20 protein-coding genes, 1 pseudogene and 1 riboswitch are annotated in these 18,710 nt (G+C 54.4%); of the genes and pseudogenes, 8 read left to right on the top strand and 13 right to left on the bottom strand.

Annotated elements, in window-relative coordinates; genetic code table 11:
* The 6 genes from fliF to WCK51_11855 all read right to left on the bottom strand — a co-directional run bounded on the left by fliF (position 1) and on the right by WCK51_11855 (position 4,868).
* Entirely contained in the window at positions 1 to 1,701 is a 1,701-nt protein-coding gene (gene fliF / locus WCK51_11830) for a flagellar basal-body MS-ring/collar protein FliF (GenBank protein MEI7577574.1), read from the bottom strand.
* A 41-nt stretch (positions 1,702 to 1,742) separates the two neighbouring features.
* Positions 1,743 to 2,054: a flagellar hook-basal body complex protein FliE gene (fliE, locus tag WCK51_11835; GenBank protein ID MEI7577575.1), complete on the bottom strand. Its 312-nt coding sequence runs from the start codon at positions 2,052 to 2,054 to the stop codon at positions 1,743 to 1,745.
* Between the two features lie 19 nt (positions 2,055 to 2,073).
* On the bottom strand, positions 2,074 to 2,475 hold the full coding sequence (flgC, locus tag WCK51_11840; GenBank protein MEI7577576.1) for a flagellar basal body rod protein FlgC: 402 nt from the start codon (positions 2,473 to 2,475) through the stop codon (positions 2,074 to 2,076).
* A 7-nt stretch (positions 2,476 to 2,482) separates the two neighbouring features.
* Complete coding sequence (flgB, locus tag WCK51_11845) at positions 2,483 to 2,863, bottom strand: flagellar basal body rod protein FlgB (GenBank protein ID MEI7577577.1); 381 nt, start codon at positions 2,861 to 2,863, stop codon at positions 2,483 to 2,485.
* Between the two features lie 324 nt (positions 2,864 to 3,187).
* A complete protein-coding gene (locus tag WCK51_11850) occupies positions 3,188 to 3,478 on the bottom strand; it encodes a hypothetical protein (protein ID MEI7577578.1) in 291 nt (96 codons plus the stop codon).
* A gap of 1 nt (position 3,479) precedes the next feature.
* The gene (locus WCK51_11855; GenBank protein ID MEI7577579.1) at positions 3,480 to 4,868 is read right to left on the bottom strand and encodes a Sapep family Mn(2+)-dependent dipeptidase; all 1,389 of its coding nucleotides are present in this window, start codon (positions 4,866 to 4,868) and stop codon (positions 3,480 to 3,482) included.
* A gap of 160 nt (positions 4,869 to 5,028) precedes the next feature.
* On the opposite strand from WCK51_11855, the gene galK reads away from it, so the two are divergent.
* Positions 5,029 to 6,162 (top strand): galactokinase, encoded by a 1,134-nt coding sequence (gene galK, locus WCK51_11860; protein ID MEI7577580.1) that lies wholly within the window; start codon positions 5,029 to 5,031, stop codon positions 6,160 to 6,162.
* Between the two features lie 91 nt (positions 6,163 to 6,253).
* A complete protein-coding gene (locus tag WCK51_11865) occupies positions 6,254 to 7,801 on the top strand; it encodes a globin-coupled sensor protein (GenBank protein MEI7577581.1) in 1,548 nt (515 codons plus the stop codon).
* Here WCK51_11865 and WCK51_11870 read toward each other — a convergent pair.
* The 3 genes from WCK51_11870 to WCK51_11880 all read right to left on the bottom strand — a co-directional run bounded on the left by WCK51_11870 (position 7,798) and on the right by WCK51_11880 (position 10,242).
* A complete protein-coding gene (locus tag WCK51_11870) occupies positions 7,798 to 8,859 on the bottom strand; it encodes a polysaccharide biosynthesis protein (GenBank protein MEI7577582.1) in 1,062 nt (353 codons plus the stop codon). The two genes, WCK51_11865 and WCK51_11870, sit on opposite strands and share 4 nt — an antisense overlap.
* Before the next feature lie 34 nt (positions 8,860 to 8,893).
* Complete coding sequence (locus WCK51_11875; GenBank protein ID MEI7577583.1) at positions 8,894 to 9,799, bottom strand: quinate 5-dehydrogenase; 906 nt, start codon at positions 9,797 to 9,799, stop codon at positions 8,894 to 8,896.
* A gap of 62 nt (positions 9,800 to 9,861) precedes the next feature.
* Complete coding sequence (locus WCK51_11880; protein MEI7577584.1) at positions 9,862 to 10,242, bottom strand: RidA family protein; 381 nt, start codon at positions 10,240 to 10,242, stop codon at positions 9,862 to 9,864.
* Between the two features lie 118 nt (positions 10,243 to 10,360).
* Here WCK51_11880 and recG point away from each other — a divergent pair, with 118 nt between their 5' ends.
* The 5 genes and pseudogenes from recG to WCK51_11905 all read left to right on the top strand — a co-directional run bounded on the left by recG (position 10,361) and on the right by WCK51_11905 (position 15,033).
* Entirely contained in the window at positions 10,361 to 12,544 is a 2,184-nt protein-coding gene (gene recG / locus WCK51_11885; protein ID MEI7577585.1) for an ATP-dependent DNA helicase RecG, read from the top strand.
* Between the two features lie 17 nt (positions 12,545 to 12,561).
* Positions 12,562 to 12,888 carry a rhodanese-like domain-containing protein gene (locus WCK51_11890; protein ID MEI7577586.1) on the top strand — a complete coding sequence of 109 codons (327 nt, stop codon included), beginning with the start codon at positions 12,562 to 12,564 and terminating at the stop codon, positions 12,886 to 12,888.
* A gap of 100 nt (positions 12,889 to 12,988) precedes the next feature.
* Positions 12,989 to 13,225: pseudogene (rpsR, locus tag WCK51_11895) on the top strand (30S ribosomal protein S18).
* 153 nt (positions 13,226 to 13,378) lie between these two features.
* A complete protein-coding gene (hemW, locus tag WCK51_11900; GenBank protein ID MEI7577587.1) occupies positions 13,379 to 14,485 on the top strand; it encodes a radical SAM family heme chaperone HemW in 1,107 nt (368 codons plus the stop codon).
* A 141-nt stretch (positions 14,486 to 14,626) separates the two neighbouring features.
* Positions 14,627 to 14,716: riboswitch (cyclic di-GMP riboswitch) on the top strand.
* Positions 14,689 to 15,033, top strand: a complete 345-nt coding sequence (locus WCK51_11905; protein MEI7577588.1) for a flagellar biosynthesis anti-sigma factor FlgM — start codon at positions 14,689 to 14,691, stop codon at positions 15,031 to 15,033. Its footprint overlaps the riboswitch before it by 28 nt.
* A 19-nt stretch (positions 15,034 to 15,052) precedes the next feature.
* On the opposite strand, the gene WCK51_11910 is transcribed toward WCK51_11905, so the two are convergent.
* From WCK51_11910 to WCK51_11925, 4 genes are all read right to left on the bottom strand, one after another.
* Positions 15,053 to 15,769, bottom strand: a complete 717-nt coding sequence (locus tag WCK51_11910; protein MEI7577589.1) for an endonuclease/exonuclease/phosphatase family protein — start codon at positions 15,767 to 15,769, stop codon at positions 15,053 to 15,055.
* Entirely contained in the window at positions 15,766 to 16,998 is a 1,233-nt protein-coding gene (locus WCK51_11915) for an AAA family ATPase (protein MEI7577590.1), read from the bottom strand. Before WCK51_11915 ends, WCK51_11910 begins: the two co-directional genes overlap by 4 nt.
* A 17-nt stretch (positions 16,999 to 17,015) precedes the next feature.
* Positions 17,016 to 17,276, bottom strand: a complete 261-nt coding sequence (locus tag WCK51_11920) for a hypothetical protein (GenBank protein ID MEI7577591.1) — start codon at positions 17,274 to 17,276, stop codon at positions 17,016 to 17,018.
* Between the two features lie 92 nt (positions 17,277 to 17,368).
* A complete protein-coding gene (locus WCK51_11925; GenBank protein MEI7577592.1) occupies positions 17,369 to 18,274 on the bottom strand; it encodes a flagellar motor protein MotB in 906 nt (301 codons plus the stop codon).
* A 59-nt stretch (positions 18,275 to 18,333) separates the two neighbouring features.
* Here WCK51_11925 and WCK51_11930 point away from each other — a divergent pair, with 59 nt between their 5' ends.
* A complete protein-coding gene (locus tag WCK51_11930; GenBank protein MEI7577593.1) occupies positions 18,334 to 18,693 on the top strand; it encodes a four helix bundle protein in 360 nt (119 codons plus the stop codon).
* Positions 18,694 to 18,710: the final 17 nt, after the last annotated feature.

Here is an 18,710-nt window from a genome sequence, read left to right on the forward strand (position 1 = left end):
TTAAACCTCCGCTAGCCAAGTTTTGATGAGCATGGCCGTAGGCTCAGGTCGGTCCTTTGCCATCTGTTTGATGGCGGCAAGGTGAACAGATTTCTTCTCTGCAATCTTTTCGACTTCCATGACCGCGCCATTGTCCCGATAGATGATTCCGCCCTCAGCAAGCTGGGCTAGCTCCTCCTCGGTGTACTTGGCCAAGTTGTTTTGCAGGTCCTGAGCGTGTTGCTCAGCCGGAACCAAGCCAGGCTGCTGTCCGATCATCGCGTAGTTCGCCGGAATCTGGCCGTTAACTAACGGAACGCTGATCGTCTGACCGTCAGCTAGGACGATTGAGGTCGATTGAGCAACTGGCTTCATCTTGCCGAGCTGCTTCACGACCATCACACCGATGACCAGGAGGGCTGCGATTGGCAAGAGAGCCATCATCTGCTGCAACTTTGCCCCGGACTCGGCTTGAGCAACCGATTTCTCAACGGCCGACTTGACCGTCTCGTCGAACTTAACTGGCGTCACCTTAGTCTCAAGGATCGTATCACCGGTTTTCTTTTCTGAGTCCACAAACTGCTTCACCTGGGCGACAAACTCGTCCGCCTTAGCCTCTTGCCCTTCTGGGAATCCGGAGGTGTTGGCGGCAACGTTGATCACCATTGACTGGATGCTGCCTACCGCCTTGTTCGAGTGAGTCTCAATCTGAGTGGTGTTCGGCTGCAGTTGCTCGACCTTTGAAGAATAGGCACCTTCTTTGTCCCCCGTGTCTGAATTTGCAGGTGCTCCAATGTTTGCAGCGGAACCTGCGGCACCACCGGCGGGCTTCTTGCCAGCACCCATCTTTTCTTCCATCGACTTAAGCGCAACACCCTTCTTGACGATGTTCTCAGTCTTTCGAACCTCGTTTTCATCCAGGTTCACCGTCGCCCGCACACTGACCCGAGTCTTGCCAGGTCCAAAAATCGCGTCCAGATTATTCTGAATCCGCTGCTCCTCCTTGCGTGCCACAGACTGCTCAAGCTCAATCTTGGAAGAAGCTAGAGCATCCGAAGAACTGCTATCGCTACCACTAAACAGCGGGATGGACTTCTCATCCAAAACCACGACATTCTTCATGTCCATCCCGTCAACCGAGTGAGACACCAACATCGCGATCCCCCGGGCCTGATCTCGAGTGATCGAGCCGGTCCCGTTGGTGACGAGGTTAACGCTCGCGGAAGGCGGTCGCTGCTGATCGCCAAATGGTGATGGATCGCCTAAAGTGATGTGGACTCGTGCCGAACGGACGCCAGGGTTTGTCTCAACAGATCGGGCCAGCTCACCTTCGGCAATCGCCTTCAATCGCTCACGCTCCTTCGCCGGAGTGTCCGATAAGCTCATGTCGGCCAAATTTTCGTAACCCATGTGAGCGGACTTCGGAACCTTCCCAGCCGCCGTTAAGTTCATTCGCAGCTGAGCAACCTTATCCGATGGCACTTCGACCGCACCAGGCATGTCGTACTTTACATTGATTCCCTGAGCCTGAAGCTCGGTGACCATAGCGGCCTTATCGACCTCCGACAAGCCGCCGTACAACATGTCGTACTTGGGCCGCGAGGCGAACGAGAATACTCCGCCAAGCAAAAGGACAAAGAGCATCACTCCGCCCAGCGTCGTATAACGCTGAGTCGGACTCGACTCCGTCCACCAATTCTTCAACCGATCAATAAGTGCCATTGTTGGGTCCTAAACAGGAAGCCAACGCCGCATAGAAATAACTAGACCTGCATTCTTGAAAGCTCTTGATAAGCCTCAAGAACCTTATTCCTAACCGCCATGGTGAGCTGCAGCGAAGTGCCAGCTTTCTCCATCGCGACCATAACGTCCTGAATTTCTATACCGCGTCGACCCGTCATGAAGCCCTCACGTATGTCGCCCGCTTTCGCTTGCGAATCGTTCACTTCTCCAATGACGTCCATCAACATCTGGGCAAAATCACTGCCCTGGCTCTTCCCCGCTGACTGAGTCGCAGTCCCAAGCGAACCCTTATCTAGGGCCTGCTCGATTGCGGGGTTAGACGAAATCCTCATGTGCTACTTTAGGTTTCGGTTAGGCTTTGCCAATCTGGAGGGCGGAATTCATCATTCCTTTCGCGCTGTTAAAAGCCGCGATGTTCGCCTCATAAGCTCGGCTCGCTCCGATCATATCGACCATTTCACTGATCGGATCGATATTGCTCATCGTGACCATGCCTTTTTCGTTGGCAAACGGGTGACCTGGTTCGTACTTCATCTGGAAGTCGTGCTCCATGTCGTTCTCCACGCCATCGATCTTCACACCATTTTCAGAGGCGGTTAAGACAACTGCCCGACGCCGATATCCCTCTTCACCGGGTCGAGCGACCGAGTTAGCGTTTGCCAAGTTGCTCGAAATAGTGTCCATACGAAACCGCTCGGCGGTGAGTCCGGTGGTGCTGTAGCGCATTGCGTCGGCAAGTGATCCTATTCTCATCTAATCGTTACCTTCCTTCCCTGATGACGGATTTGAGCCCGGTGAAATAACGGCTCGTGAGTTCTGTGAGGGCATTAAATCGGTGCTCCGTCTCGGCGATCGACATGACCTCGCGCTCGACATCCACGTTGTTGCCATCAAGCCGGAGCGAGCTGTCATTCTCCGAGTTTCGGGCCTTCCCGCGCTGAAATGCCATGTCAATCTCGTCACCATCTCCGCCCATTGCTTCTTTGAGCTGGAGATTGAAATCCATGTCCTCGCGCTTGTAGTTGGGCACGTTGACGTTTGCCAAGTTCTTCATCAGCATCCCCTGACGTTCTGTTGCCAGGTTCATCGCCTTGTTCAGGCGATCCGATGTCGGTCCAAAAATATTATCCAGATAAGCCACGGCTGTTCCCTTCCGTGCATCCCTGCTGGTTCAACGCCCACCCATCCGTAGGTGCGCTACTTTGGTTATCGGAGAGGTTTCGATTTTCTGGAGTGGGTGGAGTGCGCGATGCAAGCCGCGAATTCACTTTGGTCTCCGATTGACTCGTTTCTGGGCACCACATCCTCTGGCCCTCGCCAATCAAACTCCGAAACCGAACTGTAAAAGTCCACCGAGCGAAGCGAGCCCAGCTATCCAAGCAAGCCGCAAACCCCGAAACACCACCAAACCGGGGCGGGTGGGTGGGAACGGGCGCGATCAGAATGATCGCGCCAGTTCTTCAACTTAAAGCTTTCGCCCCGCCTTCTTCACGAACACCCAGCAAAGCGCCCCTGGCGCTAGCATGCAGCCCAGAGCCGACGTGATCACAAAATACGGATACTTACCAACCAACAGCCCGATTCCGCCACCTACAATTGCCGACAAAATGCAGCCAAAACCCAGGAAACAACCATCCGTCTCGCTCTGGGCCGCTCGACCGAGTTTCTGAGCATAGATGTAGAACCCGATGGCACTGCTCAGCCAGCTAAAGCCGAGCAGGAAGTACGCGCCGCCGGTGCTGAGGAATCCGTTCAATCTACACCGTTGCCAGCCGATAAAGAATCGCCGCGTAAATCCGGCTCATCTTGTAAAGCGACTCAATCGCTAGCCGCTCATCGGTCTGGTGCGCTTCTCCGTCGCCGAGCCAGCCAGTGCCAATCGAAATCGTATTCGGAACAGCTCGCGCATAGGTTCCACCGCCCATCGTCTGCGGCTCCTTCATATCGCCGGTTTGCTCACGATACACGTCCACAATTGTCTGAACCATCGGATGATCCTTGGGGAAGTACAGCGAAGGAGAATCTCGTTCTACTGCCACGGACCAAGCTGAACCCAGTTTCACCATTTTCGCCTCAGCCAACGCCAACAACTCTGATCCCTTCCAAGTGGCCGGATAGCGAACGTTTGCTAGCAAGTGCGCTGCGCCGTCGGAGAACGATACAACTCCAATGTTGCAAGTGAGATCGCCCGTCGCGTCGTCCCGGCCATGGATGCCGAGCCCAACGCCGCTAGGATGGAACGCCTCAAGGAAGTCATCAAAGAACTGCTGATGACTCAGAGGGCAGATCGCTAGAAGCAACCGGGCGACCCGAGTCGCCGCATTATCGCCGTAAAACGGTGTCGACCCATGCGCTGCCTTACCAAAGGCGTCGAGGATCAGCTCATTTCCGGACCAGGCAAAGGTGATATTTTGATCCCAGTTATCCGCCAGTTTCGACTCAACATGCGCCCGGACCTCTGTGCCAACCTCAACAACGGCCCGGCAAGAGTCGATCACAATATTGGGCCGCTGTCCGCCCTCAAACGCAGTCAGCTCAAACGGCCCACCGGGCACTTTGATCGAGACGAGCAGATCTCCTATTCCCTTCTCACCGTGATAACAGGGCCAACCCGAGTCGGGGGCAATCCCGTACGTCGGAGCCTCTTCGGTCTTCACATACCGCTCGACGCATCCGAACCCGCTCTCCTCATCACAGCCAAACGCCGCTCGGAAGCGAACACCAAGATCGGGGAAACACTCTTTGATCGCACGAAGGGCAAAGTATGAAGCAATCGTCGGGCCTTTGTCATCCACGGCGCCACGAGCATAGATGTAGCCGCCGTCGATCTCCGCTCCAAAAGGCTCGTGCTTCCAGCCCGGCCCAACCGGCACCACATCGATATGACCCAACGTCATCACCAACCGATCGCCCGACCCAAAATCGGCGTAGCCCAAATGACCTTCCAAGTCCGTCGTCTTCATGCCATGGCTCTGCGCTAGGTTGAGCATGAAGTCTAGAGCTTCGCGATTGCCTTTTCCGTAAGGTGCATTTGGCTCGGCAGGACCCTCAATCGTATTGAACCGAAGTATCGACTGAGTTGTCTCAAGAAGTTCTTGTTCATGATCTTTCAACCATGCATGCAGTGTCTCAACGGGAGTGGACATCTCCGGAGTTTACTTTGGATGGAGGACGGCACTGGGCGCAGGCGGTTGAATTCGCACCCGCACCGTCCGAACCTATCATTCCGAGTTCGCCACCAGTACCACCCGGTAAGGATGACAGGTCAAGCGTGACAACCCCAGAACCTGGTATCTACTACAGGATATGTCATTCGAGCGGGCTCTAACTCTGCATCGCAACTACTTCGGAGTTGAACCTAAAGCGGCAGTGTTTGCACCCGGACGAATCAACCTCATTGGCGAGCATACGGACTACAACGGCGGATTCGTAATGCCTTGCGCCATCGATCGAGGCATCTGGGTAGTCGGCAGAATCGTTGACGGCGAGTCTAAATTGATGTCCGATTCCGCTGGTCCCGGAAAGCCATTCGACTCCGCGAACCCGGATCGAAAGCCCACCGGCTGGGCAAAATATCCTGCAGGAATGGCAAGTGTGCTGACCGAGCCATTTGGCATAATGCCTAACATCGAGGCAACCGTCGTGAGCAACCTCCCCATGGGGAGTGGCGTCAGTAGCAGCGCCGCGATGGAACTTGCCTTCGCCAAGCTTTACCAAGCTCTTACCGGTTTTGAAGCGAGCGCAAAGCAGCTTGCCCTCTTGGGTCAGAAGTGCGAGAACCAGTATGTTGGGGTCAACTGCGGAATCATGGATCAGATGGCATCTGCCTGTGGGAAAAAGAACCACGCCATCTGCATTGACACGCGGTCTTTGGAAATTGAATACGCACCCGTCGATCCATCGCTCGCCGTCGTTCTGCTCGATACAAAAAAGCCAAGAGCACTCACGGACTCCGCATACAACGAACGACGATCTCAGTGTGAGGCAGCCGCAGCGGCAATTGGAGTCCCACAGCTGCGAGACGCAAACTTGGAAATGCTCCTTGCCAAAAAGAGCGAGCTGAACCACGTCACTTTCCGCCGTGCCCGCCATGTCGTCACCGAAGACGCACGTTCAATTGCCTTCAAGTCGGCCCTTGCCACCCGGGACCGCAACGGCATTTTCGCGTTGATGAAAGGCTCCCACGACTCGCTTCGGGACGACTATGAAGTCTCTTGCGCCGAACTTGATGCAATGGTCAACGCCGCCTGGCTAGCACCGGGCGTCTTTGGGGCTCGGATGACCGGAGCCGGGTTCGGCGGGGCTTGCGTCGCCTTGGTGGCCCGCGATGAAGTCGAAGACTTCTGCATTTCAGTGCTCCCGATCTACAAGAAGAACACGGGCAAGGACGGAGAGGCAATCGTCTGCGGAATCGATGACGGGGCCCGGGTCTTGTCATAGTTTCTCATGACAGGAAGCTAAAGATTTCTACCGAGCTGGTGAAAGTGATGGGTCTGACCAATGATTGAGGAAACTAGGAGTCTCTTTAACGATGAAGTCACAGGTAACTCTGCTACCCCTCGCCAAGATTCAAGCAACCCTTGATGCCTACCGCATCTCAAATGGGGACCTCGACGCCCTCAAAACGTACGGTCCGAAGCTCTTCGCGGCGATGGATCAGATTGTCGACGAGTTCTACGCTCACGTGCTCTCACTTCCCGGTGCCGTCGAAATCATCGAGGGAGCCGGCTCAAGTGTCGCAACGCTGAGGAAGTCCAACCCGGACTACTTCAAACACATGGTTGCTGGCGAGCTCAGTTCGGATTACTTTGAAAGTCGTCGCATGATCGGTGCGATCCACGCGAGAATCGGTCTTGCACCCGACCTGTTCTTTGCCGGTATGAGCACCTACGTACAAGTTCTCTATCCAAAGATCATTGCGGATCATCGGTTCAAACCAGCGCAAGGCGTCAAAGTCCTGGTTGCACTCGGAAAACTGTTCAACCTAGACCAGTCACTGATTCTAGAGTCCTATATTGAGAATGGATTCAAAGCACAGATATCGAAGGTCGCGGAGGACACCTCCGGCGTCCTGTACCAAATCAGCGATGACTTGGTGGCAAAGTGCGACGACATTTCGATGAATGTCTCTGGTCTTGCCGGTGTGGTCGATCAAGTCAAACTTGCAACGGATTCACAAGCCAATGCCGCACAAGAAGTCTCAATCAAAACCGAGTACTTCGAGAGTGAGCTCGTTGGATTTGACGAGAAGTTCCGCGAGCAGATGAATGCGGTGGAAACCGCTCATCAATTGATCATGGACACTGCGGAGTCGATGTCCTTCATGGAAGTTCTTTCTTCCGAGGGATCAAGTATGCGGACTCAGCTGAAAATCATTGATAGCGTGGTGCAATCCGCTCAGCTAACCGCTGAGAAAGCGTCGGAAATGGATAGTCGGGCAAGGGAGATCGGAACCATCACCCAAACCATCGAGGCGATTTCTGCACAAACAAACCTTCTCGCACTCAACGCCGCAATTGAAGCAGCGCGAGCCGGAGAAGCCGGTCGTGGATTTGCGGTCGTCGCGGACGAAGTTCGCAAACTGGCTGAGAACTCGAAGGAGGCTGCAAACACGATTTCCCGCCTCGTACGGGCGGTTCAGCTCAGTAGCGTCGAAGTCGATGGCGCGATGAAGACAATGGTTGAAACGCTTGGTGAAACGATTGAGATTACAAATAAGAGTTCCCAGCTGTTTGAAGACATCCGCTCAAAGACGGTTGAGGTCAGTGGGAAGCAAGATGAGCTTTCTGCGAACATGACTCATGTGCTCTCGGTTGCGGACGACACGACGGCACGGTTGAGTACGATGAAAACCGAATCTGAGGGAATCACGTTGCAGATGTCCACGGTGGCAGCAGCTGCGGAAGAAAACTCGGCAGCTGCTGGTGAGATGAGCAACACTGCTGTTCAAATGCAGCGTGAACTGTCTAAGTTTGTCGATGAAATCGGCTCCTTGAAAGAGACCATTTCTATGCTCGAACAGGAGATCAAAGGAGCAGACTTACGAAAGGCTCAGAAGAAAGTTGCGAAAGCCGCTTAGGCTGGTTTCAGGCCGCGCGCAGCTCGCGCGCGGTCGATCGCTTGTTGCGGAACCGCCTTCTCGAACGACCGGAACCCTGCTAGTTCGAAGCCGTGTTTGTCAGCCCACGTCATTGTCTCTTCCACCTGCGCTACGCTAACTTCTTTGCCAAGCGTAAAGCTCTCGATCCGACCCTCGAGAGCTAGCATCATCGTTTCGCTCATGCAGGCGTAAGCGGTGCCTTCTGGAAATCCAAACTGAATTCTGAAGTTCGGGTTGCCGGGGACTTTCACGACTCCGCCTTCTATAACCAGTACATCGGGGCGTTCGGCCGCGACTTTTCCGCTGACATCGCGTGGCCGCGAAACATCGCAGACCACTGCACCCTGTTTAAGATGCTCAGGATAGATCAGATCGGCCCCCGCGGAAGTGACAGTGATGATTACATCCGCATCTTGGATATCGGCGACCTGCACGGTAGCTCGTGCGCGATCCAGTTCATCAGCGATCTGCTGAGTTCGTTCCTCATCCCGGCCGACCACGATGGTTGATCCAAACTGAGGGGCAAGCATTCGGGCGCAAGTCTTGCCGATCGAGCCCGTTGCTCCGACAACCCCTAGAGTAGCGTTTTTGGGATCGACCCCTACGAGGCTTGCTGCCTTGAGCGCACCTTGAACCGCGGTCGCGATCGTGTAACTGTTTCCTGTGGTGATAGGGAAACCGGTTCGCTTCTGAACGGTCACTCCACCATCCCCTACTACCGAAGTAAACGCGCCTAGACCCATCACTTCGGCACCTTCGGCTTTGGCGAGTTCGGCGCACTGTTCAAGCCTTTCGTAAACTCTCTCCAGCGGCAGTTCCTTCATCATCATGTCCGGCGTCAGCGGGCAGATGATGAACCAGCCTTCGGTTTTTGCCCCAGTTGTGGATTCAATTCCATCTACAAATGAGCCGATGAATGGCTTACGTGAGCCATAGACCTTCTTGATCACCCATTCCGGAAAATACTTAGCGATGGGGAATTTTCGTGCGGCGTCTTTCGCCTTGAGCGGATGGATGACGAATGCGAATCGGTGCAATGTGGCTCCTAAGGTACCTTACGTCGCAGAATTGCTAGGCGTTGAGGGTGATCACGTTCGGCTTCCAGTTCAGCTGATCGAGAACGGCAAGGTATTCCTGTTCCGAAATCTGGTCGGGATGCTTGCCGAGGTGGGCGACAATCACGCCTTGCATCACGTTGGTCGCAAAGGTCTCGCCGTTGATGACCGGAGTTGTGGTGATCGCTTGCTTCACCCCGGCCGCCTTAAGCAATTCTAGATCCGCTGCTCGAAGGGTTTGGGTCAGGATGGTTTTTCCGGGTAGCTGGTCGGGCATGAACCGTCGAATGTAGTGCCAATCGCCACAGATGAGATCGGCATCTAGGAAGTACTTCGGGAATTTCGGAGTCCGCTTTTCTTGCTTTTCTCCCGTGGGATAAAACCACTTGAACGGAAGGTTCGTGATGATCGGAAGAAGAATTCTGCCAAGGATTTTGACCGCGCGGTAGCTCCGAACCGGAATCGGAAGGCCGATTCCAAACAGGAAGTCGCCGTAAACCACACTAGCTCCCGACTGATCCAATGCTTGAGCCATTCCGAAGCGGTCCACCGCGCTGACGATCAGCGCTTTCTTGCCCTTCAATGGAAAGATTCCTTCTGTGGTCAGCTGCTCGATCGCCTTCCTTTCAAGGGTGTGTTTGAGGCCACCGCCGTCCACAACGGGAGTTGTCTTTGCGCCAGTGATCAGAGCCTTGATCTCGCGAAAAGCGAACTTTTGATTTTCGACCTGAAGGTAGATGTCTGCCCCGCCGACCCCAAGGCAGTCGACCTTTCCATCCAGCTCAGTAAACAGTTCGCCAAACCGCTTCATGTCTCCGTCAGTTCCTCGGCGTTCAAGGCTGAAGGTCTCGCCAAGCATCTCAACTTCCGCGATTTTGTCGCGTTTGCTGGTTCCGAGGCTGATGGAGATGATGCGTTTCAATGGTGGCTTTTCGCTTTGGGCATTTCGCTGTTCGCTGCGGGGAACGATTGGCGAACTGCTTACTAGAAGACTGCGATGGCTTCGATTTCGACATCGACTCCACGGGGGAGTTTAAGGACGGCGACGGTTGAGCGAGCGGGCGGGTTCTCGGGGAACTTCTTGCCATAGTGCTCATTCACGACCGCGAAGTGATCCATGGAGGAGAGGAAGATTGTGGTCTTGACGATATTGCTCCAGCCGAGTCCGGCCTCGGTGAGGATGGCCTCCATGTTGGCAAGAACTTGCTCGGTCTGAGCCGCGACGTCCCCTTCCACCTGCGTTCCGTCTGACCGAAGCGGAATTGACCCGCTCATAAAGAGGAAGTTGCCGGAGGCTTTGATTGCCTGGCTATACGGCCCGATGGCGGCGGGTGCGTTCGACGTTGAGACGATCTCGCGTATCATGCCTTGAGATTACCGCCTCTTCACTTGGAGCTTTTCCCTGTTCGCTGCTCGCTCTTCGCGCGGATGGTTGATCCACGGCGTACCAGCGCAACTTCTCTCGCTGTAAACTAGCTTCCATATGCCGAGCGGGCTTGAGACTGAGGTGCAGTTTGTGAAGGGGGTGGGGCCTCGGGTGGCGAAGCTGTATACCAAGCTCGGGGTGGTGACGGTGGATGATTTGCTGTTTCATCTGCCGCGCAAGTATCAAGATCGGCGGAACATCCCGCCGATTTCGCAGGCAAAGCCGGGTGAAGTTGTCACAGTAAGGGGCAAGTTGCGGCGGGTCGAGTCGCGGCCGATCAGCGGCGGACGCGTGATTCTGAAGGCGATTATCGAGGATGCGAGCGGGGCGATTAACCTCACTTGGTTCAACCAGCCGTGGGTTCGCAAGCAGCTTGAGGAATCGAGCGGGGATATTATTGCTTATGGGTTGGTCAAGGCGGGATCTCACCTGGAGGAAATGGCGGCTCCGGAGTGGGAGTCGGTTGAGGATGAGGACGGGATCGATGGGTTTGCGCGGATTGTTCCGCTGTACCCGTTGACCGAAGGGTTGCCTCAGAAGCTGGCGCGGCGAGCCGCGCAGTCGGCGGTTGACACGTTTGTTTCGCTGGTTGAGGAGCCTTTGCCGCAGTTTTTGCTTGAAAGCCAGAAGCTGAAGGGGGTTCAGTGGTGCCTGCGGCAGATCCATAACCCGGAGAACGAGGAGTCGCGGATTCAGGCGAGGCGGCGGCTGGTTTTCGAGGAGTTTTTGTATTTACAGTTGGAGCTCGCCTTGCGGCGGGCGGAGACTCAGCAGGAGTTGGGGATAGCGTTTCCGGTTGCGGAACTTATTGCGGGAGAGGATCCGGCGCCACCGGCTCCGGCGAAGTCGGATCGGAAGGTCGAGGCGGCGGAGAATCTGTTTAACTTGATCGAGGAAGAAAAACGGAAGGGCGAACCGCTATGGGAGCAGATTGATCGGATGCTTCCCTTCTCGCTGACGGGGGCACAACGGCGGGTGATTGGCGAGGTTTTTGGAGATATGGAGCGGCCGTTTCCGATGAACCGTTTGGTTCAGGGCGACGTTGGATCGGGAAAGACGGCGGTGGCGGCGGCCTGTATGTTTGCGGCGGTGCGGAGCGGGTACCAGGCGGCGCTGATGGCTCCGACGGAGATTTTGGCGGAGCAGCACGCGAAGGGCTTGCGTCGCCTATTGGAACCACTCGGTATCCAGATCGATCTCCTGGTCGGCAAGATGAACTCGAAGGAACGGAAGCACGCTTATCAGAACGTGCGGGATGGCTCTTGCCAGGTCGCAGTTGGAACTCATGCGCTCATCCAGGAAGGGGTTGAGTTCAAAAGCCTCGGTTTCGTGGTTGTGGACGAGCAGCACAAATTCGGAGTTCTTCAACGCAAGGCGTTGCGGGATAAGGGGTTGGGAAATCCGGACGTGCTCGTTTTGACCGCGACTCCGATTCCGCGGACTTTGACGATGACCCTGTACGGCGATTTGGATGTCAGTGTGATCGACGAGCTTCCTCCAGGTCGAAAGCCGATCAAGACTCACTTTAAGCGGAAGGGGGATCGGCGTTCGGTCTATGAGAATGTTCGATTGCTACTCGACCAAGGGCGGCAGGCTTACGTGGTTTGCCCAATGGTGAGCGAGAGCGAGAAAATGATGGCTCAGGCGGCGGAAGAGCTATTTCTTGAGTTGTCTCAATCGACTTTCTCGGATAAGCGGGTGGGGTTGTTGCACGGGCAGATGAAGCCGGCGGAGAAGGACGCGGTGATGGATGCGTTTCGGCGGCATGAGCTGGACGTGTTGGTGGCGACGACGGTGATTGAAGTTGGCGTGGACGTTCCGAATGCGTCGGTGATGGTGGTGGAGGACGCGAACCGGTTTGGGCTTTCGCAGCTTCACCAGCTAAGGGGCCGGGTTGGACGGGGCGAGCATCAGTCGTTTTGCATTTTGGTAGCGGATGCTAAATCTGAGGACGCGATGGCTCGGATGGACATCATGGTTGCTACGACAGATGGGTTTAAGATCGCTGAGGAGGATTTGGTCCTGCGGGGTCCGGGGAACTTGGCGGGGACGGAGCAGAGTGGGCAGATGGATTTTAAGGTCGCGGATCTGATTCAAGACTCAAAACTGCTCGAGGTCGCGCGGCAATGCGCCTTGCGGATCATCGAAGAGAATCCTCGGCTGGAAGGGGCCGAATGGGCGAAAGTGCGCGAAAGATTGTCAAAACGTCGGTCGGATGTAGCCCTTGTGACGGTTTCTTAGTGGACAATCTAGATGTTATGAGCAGCATCGCCGAAGTCACTCCTGTCGAACTTTCCGCCGAGATGGAAGGAGGGGCAACACCGTTCCTGCTTGATGTTCGCGAGGCCGATGAGCTTGAAGTGATCGCCCTGCCCGGAATCCATCACATTCCGCTCGGGGAAGTTGAAGCGCGATTTGCGGAGGTTCCTATGGATCAGGACGTGGTTGTGATTTGCCGTTCCGGGGGACGGAGTGGAAAGGCGACGGCGTTTTTGATGTCGCAAGGCTACACTCGGGTTCGCAACATGGTCACGGGCATGAACGGCTGGGCGACTACGGTTGACACAACAATGACTCCGTATTGAGTTTTGTGCCATAATATTGGTTCGACTGCTCGGGGCATTTGCCCCCGAATTGGAGACCACGAGCATGAGTGAAGAACTAAAAGCCGGCCTCGGAGCCGTTATGGACAAGGATGCGGATGCTGCCGCGCGCCCTCGCAAAACGCGAAAGCGCAAGATCAGCTACCTCACCACCAACAAGATTTACGTCGTTGACTACAAGGACACTGCCCTTCTGCGAAAGTTCATTAACGATCGCGGCAAAATGGTTTCGAGCCGACAGTCTGGTACGACTGCAAAGCAGCAACGACAGGTCGCCAAGGCGATTAAGCTCGCGCGAGAAATGGCTTTGTTGCCGTTCGTTGTGACCGAAATGAACACCGAGCGACGCGAGCGACGCAACGTGGAAGCCCCATCTGCCGAGCGAGCACCAGCTCCAGCAGCAGCAGCTGAGTAAGATCAGACAAAGATAGATGTCCTAGATGTCCCGTAGGGCATCTAGGACTTTTTAATTTTGAAGCCAATCGCCGTCTACGTTCACACCCCGTTCTGCCCATCGAAGTGTGGGTATTGCGACTTCAATAGCTATGCCATGGACGGTGAGATTGTGGATCGTACGGTTCGGGCGATCTGTTCCGAGATTTTGCGCTCGCCTCTGCGGGGTGCTCCGGCGAAGACGATTTTCTTCGGCGGTGGAACGCCGACGTTTCTTTCCGGTTTGCAGTTGGATTCGTTACTGAAAGCGGTCTTTGAGGTTCATCCTCCGATTGAAGGGTGCGAGATTACAAGCGAAGCGAATCCGGGGACGGTGGATGCCACCAAGTTTGCTTCGATGAGGGAGTCAGGTTGGAACCGGATTTCGCTTGGGGCACAGAGTTTTTTGGATTCCGATCTTCTGCGCCTCGAGAGAGTTCACAAGGCCGGAGAGATTGAACGGGCGGTTTTAGCGGCTCGGGAAGCCGGGTTTGATAATGTCAACCTCGACCTGATGTTTGCTTTGCCGGATCAGAGTCGTCACGCTTGGCGGGCGAATCTGGAGCGGGCGCTGGCTTTATCGCCTGAGCATCTTTCGTTGTACTGCTTGACGATTGAACAGAACACAGCCTTCTACAAGAAGAATCTACGCGGCGAATTGAACCTGCCGGATGATGATTCGCAGCGAGAGATGTATGAGGACTGTCTTCGGATTTGTGCGGAGCGGGGGTACGAGCAATACGAGATCTCCAATTTTTCGAAGCCGTCTATGGAGTGTCGGCATAACCTTTGCTACTGGTACGGCGAACCGTACGCGGGGTACGGGCCCGGAGCAGTAGGGTGTTTACCCGGTGGTTCGGATCTTATCAGGTACACCAATCTTAAGCACCCTGAACGTTACTGCGCCGCCGTCGAAAACAACGACCCTATCCCCTTTGAGAGCGAAATCATTGATGCCGCCACGCAAAGGGTGGAGCGAATTATGCTTGGGCTTCGTCTGAATAAGGGAGTGAGCCACGAAGGGATGCCCGAAGGCACCCTGGCGAAGCTTGAACAACGAGGGTGGATCGGACGGGACGACCGGCGGGTCTGGTTGACGGCGGAGGGGCGACATTTTTGCTCCGAAGTCGCGCTAGAACTGATATGATGTCTCTATAGATTTGCCGGGTTTTGGACTTGGTTTAGGTTCTAGGTGTGAAAACTTTACAAAAAGTGTGAGGTTTTCTCTAAAGAAATCTGATGAGGTGCCGATAACCGTAGCGTGGGAGAAATCTCACAGAAAATTTGGGACAGAAAACGGCACGACGGGGGAGACCCCGATCACGCAAAGCCTAAGGGTCTGTTTGTTGTATGACGAACAGAAAGCCGGGTTACCTGTCTGAGATCATTGGAGCAATAAACATGCGGATTTCAGATGCGGAAGTAAAAAAGGCCCTCAGTGGATTCACTGCGGTTGATCATGCGGCGGAAGTCGAAGCCCTCAAGCAAGTTCTTGGGGTCGAGTCGGAAGCAGAGGCCGCCGAGCGCGACGCGCTCATGGTTCGGGATCTCACCCGAAAAGTCCTAGACGCCCCCGATCGCGAGGACATGATTGAGTCCCTGAAGGAACGGATTGCGGCAGGAACCTACAACCCCTCGGCGGAGGACATCGTGGATACGATGGTTCGACGCGCGATTGCTGATCGGATGCGCTGATCCAGTTAGCAGTGGGAGGTTAACTGCTCACTGCTAACTCTGCAACCACTGGATAGTGGTCGCTTGGCCAAAAGCCGTCGACTTGCGCCCGGATCACTTCAAGTTTTGTACAGCGAAAGTCGATCGAGCTAACCACGTGGTCGATCTTCTCTCCTTCGGTGCCGCCTCTAAAGTCGTGGAAGGTTCCGCCTTCGAGTCCAGCGGTGTGCAAGATTCCGGGGAGGGCGAGGACTTCGGGCCAGTCGGGCTCGGCGTTGAGGTCTCCGACGACAATCCAGGGAGTGAGTGGCAAGTGGCGGTGGATCAGGTTTGCGCTCTTCTGTCTTGCTTCTTTCGATTCGTGATCCCAGTGGGTGTTGAAAAGGGCAAAGGTTCCAAAATCGACCCAGCTACAGATTCGGGTGATGTTGTTCCCCCAGCTTTTGCTTCCCGGTTCGTTCGGCGTATCGCTGAGCCAAAAGGTGCCTTGGTCGAGCGGAGCGAAGCGGCTCTTGCGCCAGAGGATGCTGCAGGCTTCGCCTTGGTTTTTTCCGTCATCGCGGCCGACGGAGTAGGCGGCGTAGTCGGGGAGTTGTTCGAGAAGATACTGGAGCTGGAAGTCGAGGTCTTCTTGAAGGCAGACGATGTCGGCGTTGGCTTCGCGGATTGTTTGGGCAGTGGCGTGGCGGCGCAGCGGCCAGGAGTGGTTGCCGTCATCGGCGAGGCCGTAGCGAATGTTGAAGGTGAGGATTGTCATTTTGGCTGAAACTCTCGAAGCCTACTCATGAACGACTCAATCGCACCATCAAACTTGACGTCGCTCTCACGAATACTCCTTGACAAAGACACTCCTTCCAGGGTCGTCGCTCGGCTTAACGCTACGTAAAGTTGCCCAGTTGAAAACAGACTACTACCGAGATCAATGTGTACCCGTTCAAGAGTTTGCCCTTGACTCTTGTGTATCGTCGTCGCCCACGCAGGCATGAGTGGAAACTGTTCGAAGGTCCCCACCAACTTACTCTTCAGAACATCCGCGTTCGCATCGTAATCTACTTCAAAGTTCTCCCAACACTCACGGAGGACGGTTTCAGTTCTCCCAGAGTTATCGATCTTCACTTTGATTTCGTCATCGTCTAATTTTCGAATTGTACCGACCGTGCCGTTAACCCATTTAGATCCGTTGTTCTTCGTAAACATCACTCTAGCGCCAACTTTAAGTTCCAGCACCTGGGGTGCTGGCAGCTTGTCCGGTTGTTTGTCTTTTGCTATTCCAATGTACTTTCTTAAGTTGCTGTTGATCAATGAGAGCCGAGTCTGATTGATTTGAGCGGCGTCTCTGTTCGTAGGGCAGAGCACTAAGAGATTATCCTTTTCAGCCCCATTCTTATCAACAAGCGTATTCAGCATCGCAACATGAGTTTTTGACAGCTTTCCAATCCGCAAAGCATTTAGCAATGAAGTGAAAACAAGGTCAGACTGTCTTTTCACATCAAGCAACTCGTGCAATCGAATAGGCAAATTCTTGAATGCAGGCGCCGAGAAAAAGTGCTCTGAGCCGTATCTCTTCCTCAACATTTCTAACTCAGGCTTCTCAACCACGACAGGTGGCAACTGGTACAAATCCCCGACTAAAAGAAGATTAACACCACCGAACGGCGCGTCCGGTTGCTCTCTATATTTCCGAAGTGAAAAATCAATATTGTCCATGACATCGGCTCGAACCATCGATATCTCATCAATAACTAGAGTCTCAATGCGCCTGAAAAGCAACGAGTTTTTGCTTAACTGAAGGGCATCTTTGTCTACTGAGCGAGCTGGAAAGCCAAAAAACTTGTGGATTGTCTGACCACCACAATTTAACGCTGCGATGCCCGTCGGTGCAACGACCGCCGTTCCGCCTGGATATTTTTCAACAAATTGTTTGAGCAGCGTGGTCTTTCCAGTACCTGCTCCGCCAGTCACGAAGACACAAGAATACTTTTCCACACCTAAGTCTAGCTAAATCACGCGCTGATTGTCTTCGACAACAGTTCGTTCGCCAGAGCTTCCTGAACCACGCCGACGTACCAGACATCCCCCTCTACCGGCGGAGATTCGTGCCAGTCGTACAGGTAGCCGGTCACCAGCTCCTCGCCCGGCAAGCGGTCGATTAGCCGATACGTCGGCAGGTAGGTCTCCCGAAGGATCGGGTAGAAGTCGGAGGGCAGGGGGGGTTGCATCAGTCGATAGTCATCCGTGACATCGACCACTACCACCCTGGCCATATTGTATTCCCAGAGGTTTCCGGCGAGATTTGCCATGTTGTGAGTCCGTTCGATAGGTACAGACGGTATCGAGTGTTAAAACGAAGCGCGAGTTAGTCACCACGGTGAAGATCGGGCTGGATGGCAGGCACCTTGTCGACGGGTGCTGGGGCTATATTTGCCTTGATCGCGTTGTTCGCTTCCTTGGTTTGACTGACATTCAGCGACTTATCCCACGGCAGCAGCAGTGAAACGCGACGATTCTTTGGGCTCAGCGGTTTGAGTGGGTATTTGAGCTTGGTATCGGCAAACCCTGTCACACCACGAAATCGCGAAGTTGGAACCCCCGAATAGGCAAGAACCTGCCGCACGGAGATCGCGCGTTCGCCCGAAAGCTCCCAGTTGGTCATGATATTGCCCGAGTAAGGCTGGGCGTCCGTGTGACCTTCAACCGCAATATTTCGTTGGGTATTGATCAATACCGGAGCGAGCTTCTTCAGAAGCTGACGTCCGACCGGGCTGACAACTGACTGACCCGATTGGAAGAAGACGCTTCCCTTGTCTTCGAGAAGCTCGATGCGAATACCATCGGTGCCGACCGTCACCTCGATGTGATCCAGCATCTTCTTGAGGTCGGGAATTCCTTGGATCTGCTTTTGAATTTGAGTCTGGATTAACTGTCCTTCGCTCGCGGTTGTCACGCTTAGTCCTTGGAAATCTCCAAGTCCTTGGCCCTTGGAACTCGTCTGATCCGAAGCAGATTTCGCTTTGTTGACGCCATTAATTGCCGTGATGACGTTCTTTGAACGAGGCGGATTTTTCATGAATCCGTTTGGGTCGTTAAAGTAGCCACTGATGCTCATTTTAGTCTCATCGCTGAGACCCATAATCCACATGACCATGAAGAACGCCATCATGGCGGTAACGAAGTCAGCATACGCAACCTTCCATGACCCGCCATGATGACCTCCGTGCCCAGAGACCTTTTTCTTTTTGATGATGATGGAGTCGTTGGCCATGTCTTTCAGAGTCTTGAGTCTTGGGTCTTGAGTCTTGAGTTGGGGGCTACAATGAACTGGTGCAACGATCCGACTTCAAGGATTTGAAGGTGTGGCAGAAGGGCATGAGCCTGACTGAGGATATCTACGACATAACAGGAGCATTTCCAGAGTCTGAGCGATTTGGAATGACCTCCCAGATTCGGCGTTCGAGCGTTTCGATTCCAACAAACATTGCCGAGGGCCACGGTCGCGGATCGAAGGATGATTTTGCGAGGTTTCTTTACATCGCGCTTGGTTCTGCCCGTGAGCTTGAAACACTGTTGTTGCTTTCCCAGCGCATCGGCCTCATCGGCTACGATGCGCCCCACATTCAGCAAGTTCAAGAAATTAGTCGAATGCTGACCGCACTCATCCGAACGCTCAAGACTAAAGACTAAAGACTCAAGACTCTTCA

Source organism: Armatimonadota bacterium, from assembly GCA_037138755.1.
GTDB lineage: Bacteria > Armatimonadota > Fimbriimonadia > Fimbriimonadales > Fimbriimonadaceae > Fimbriimonas.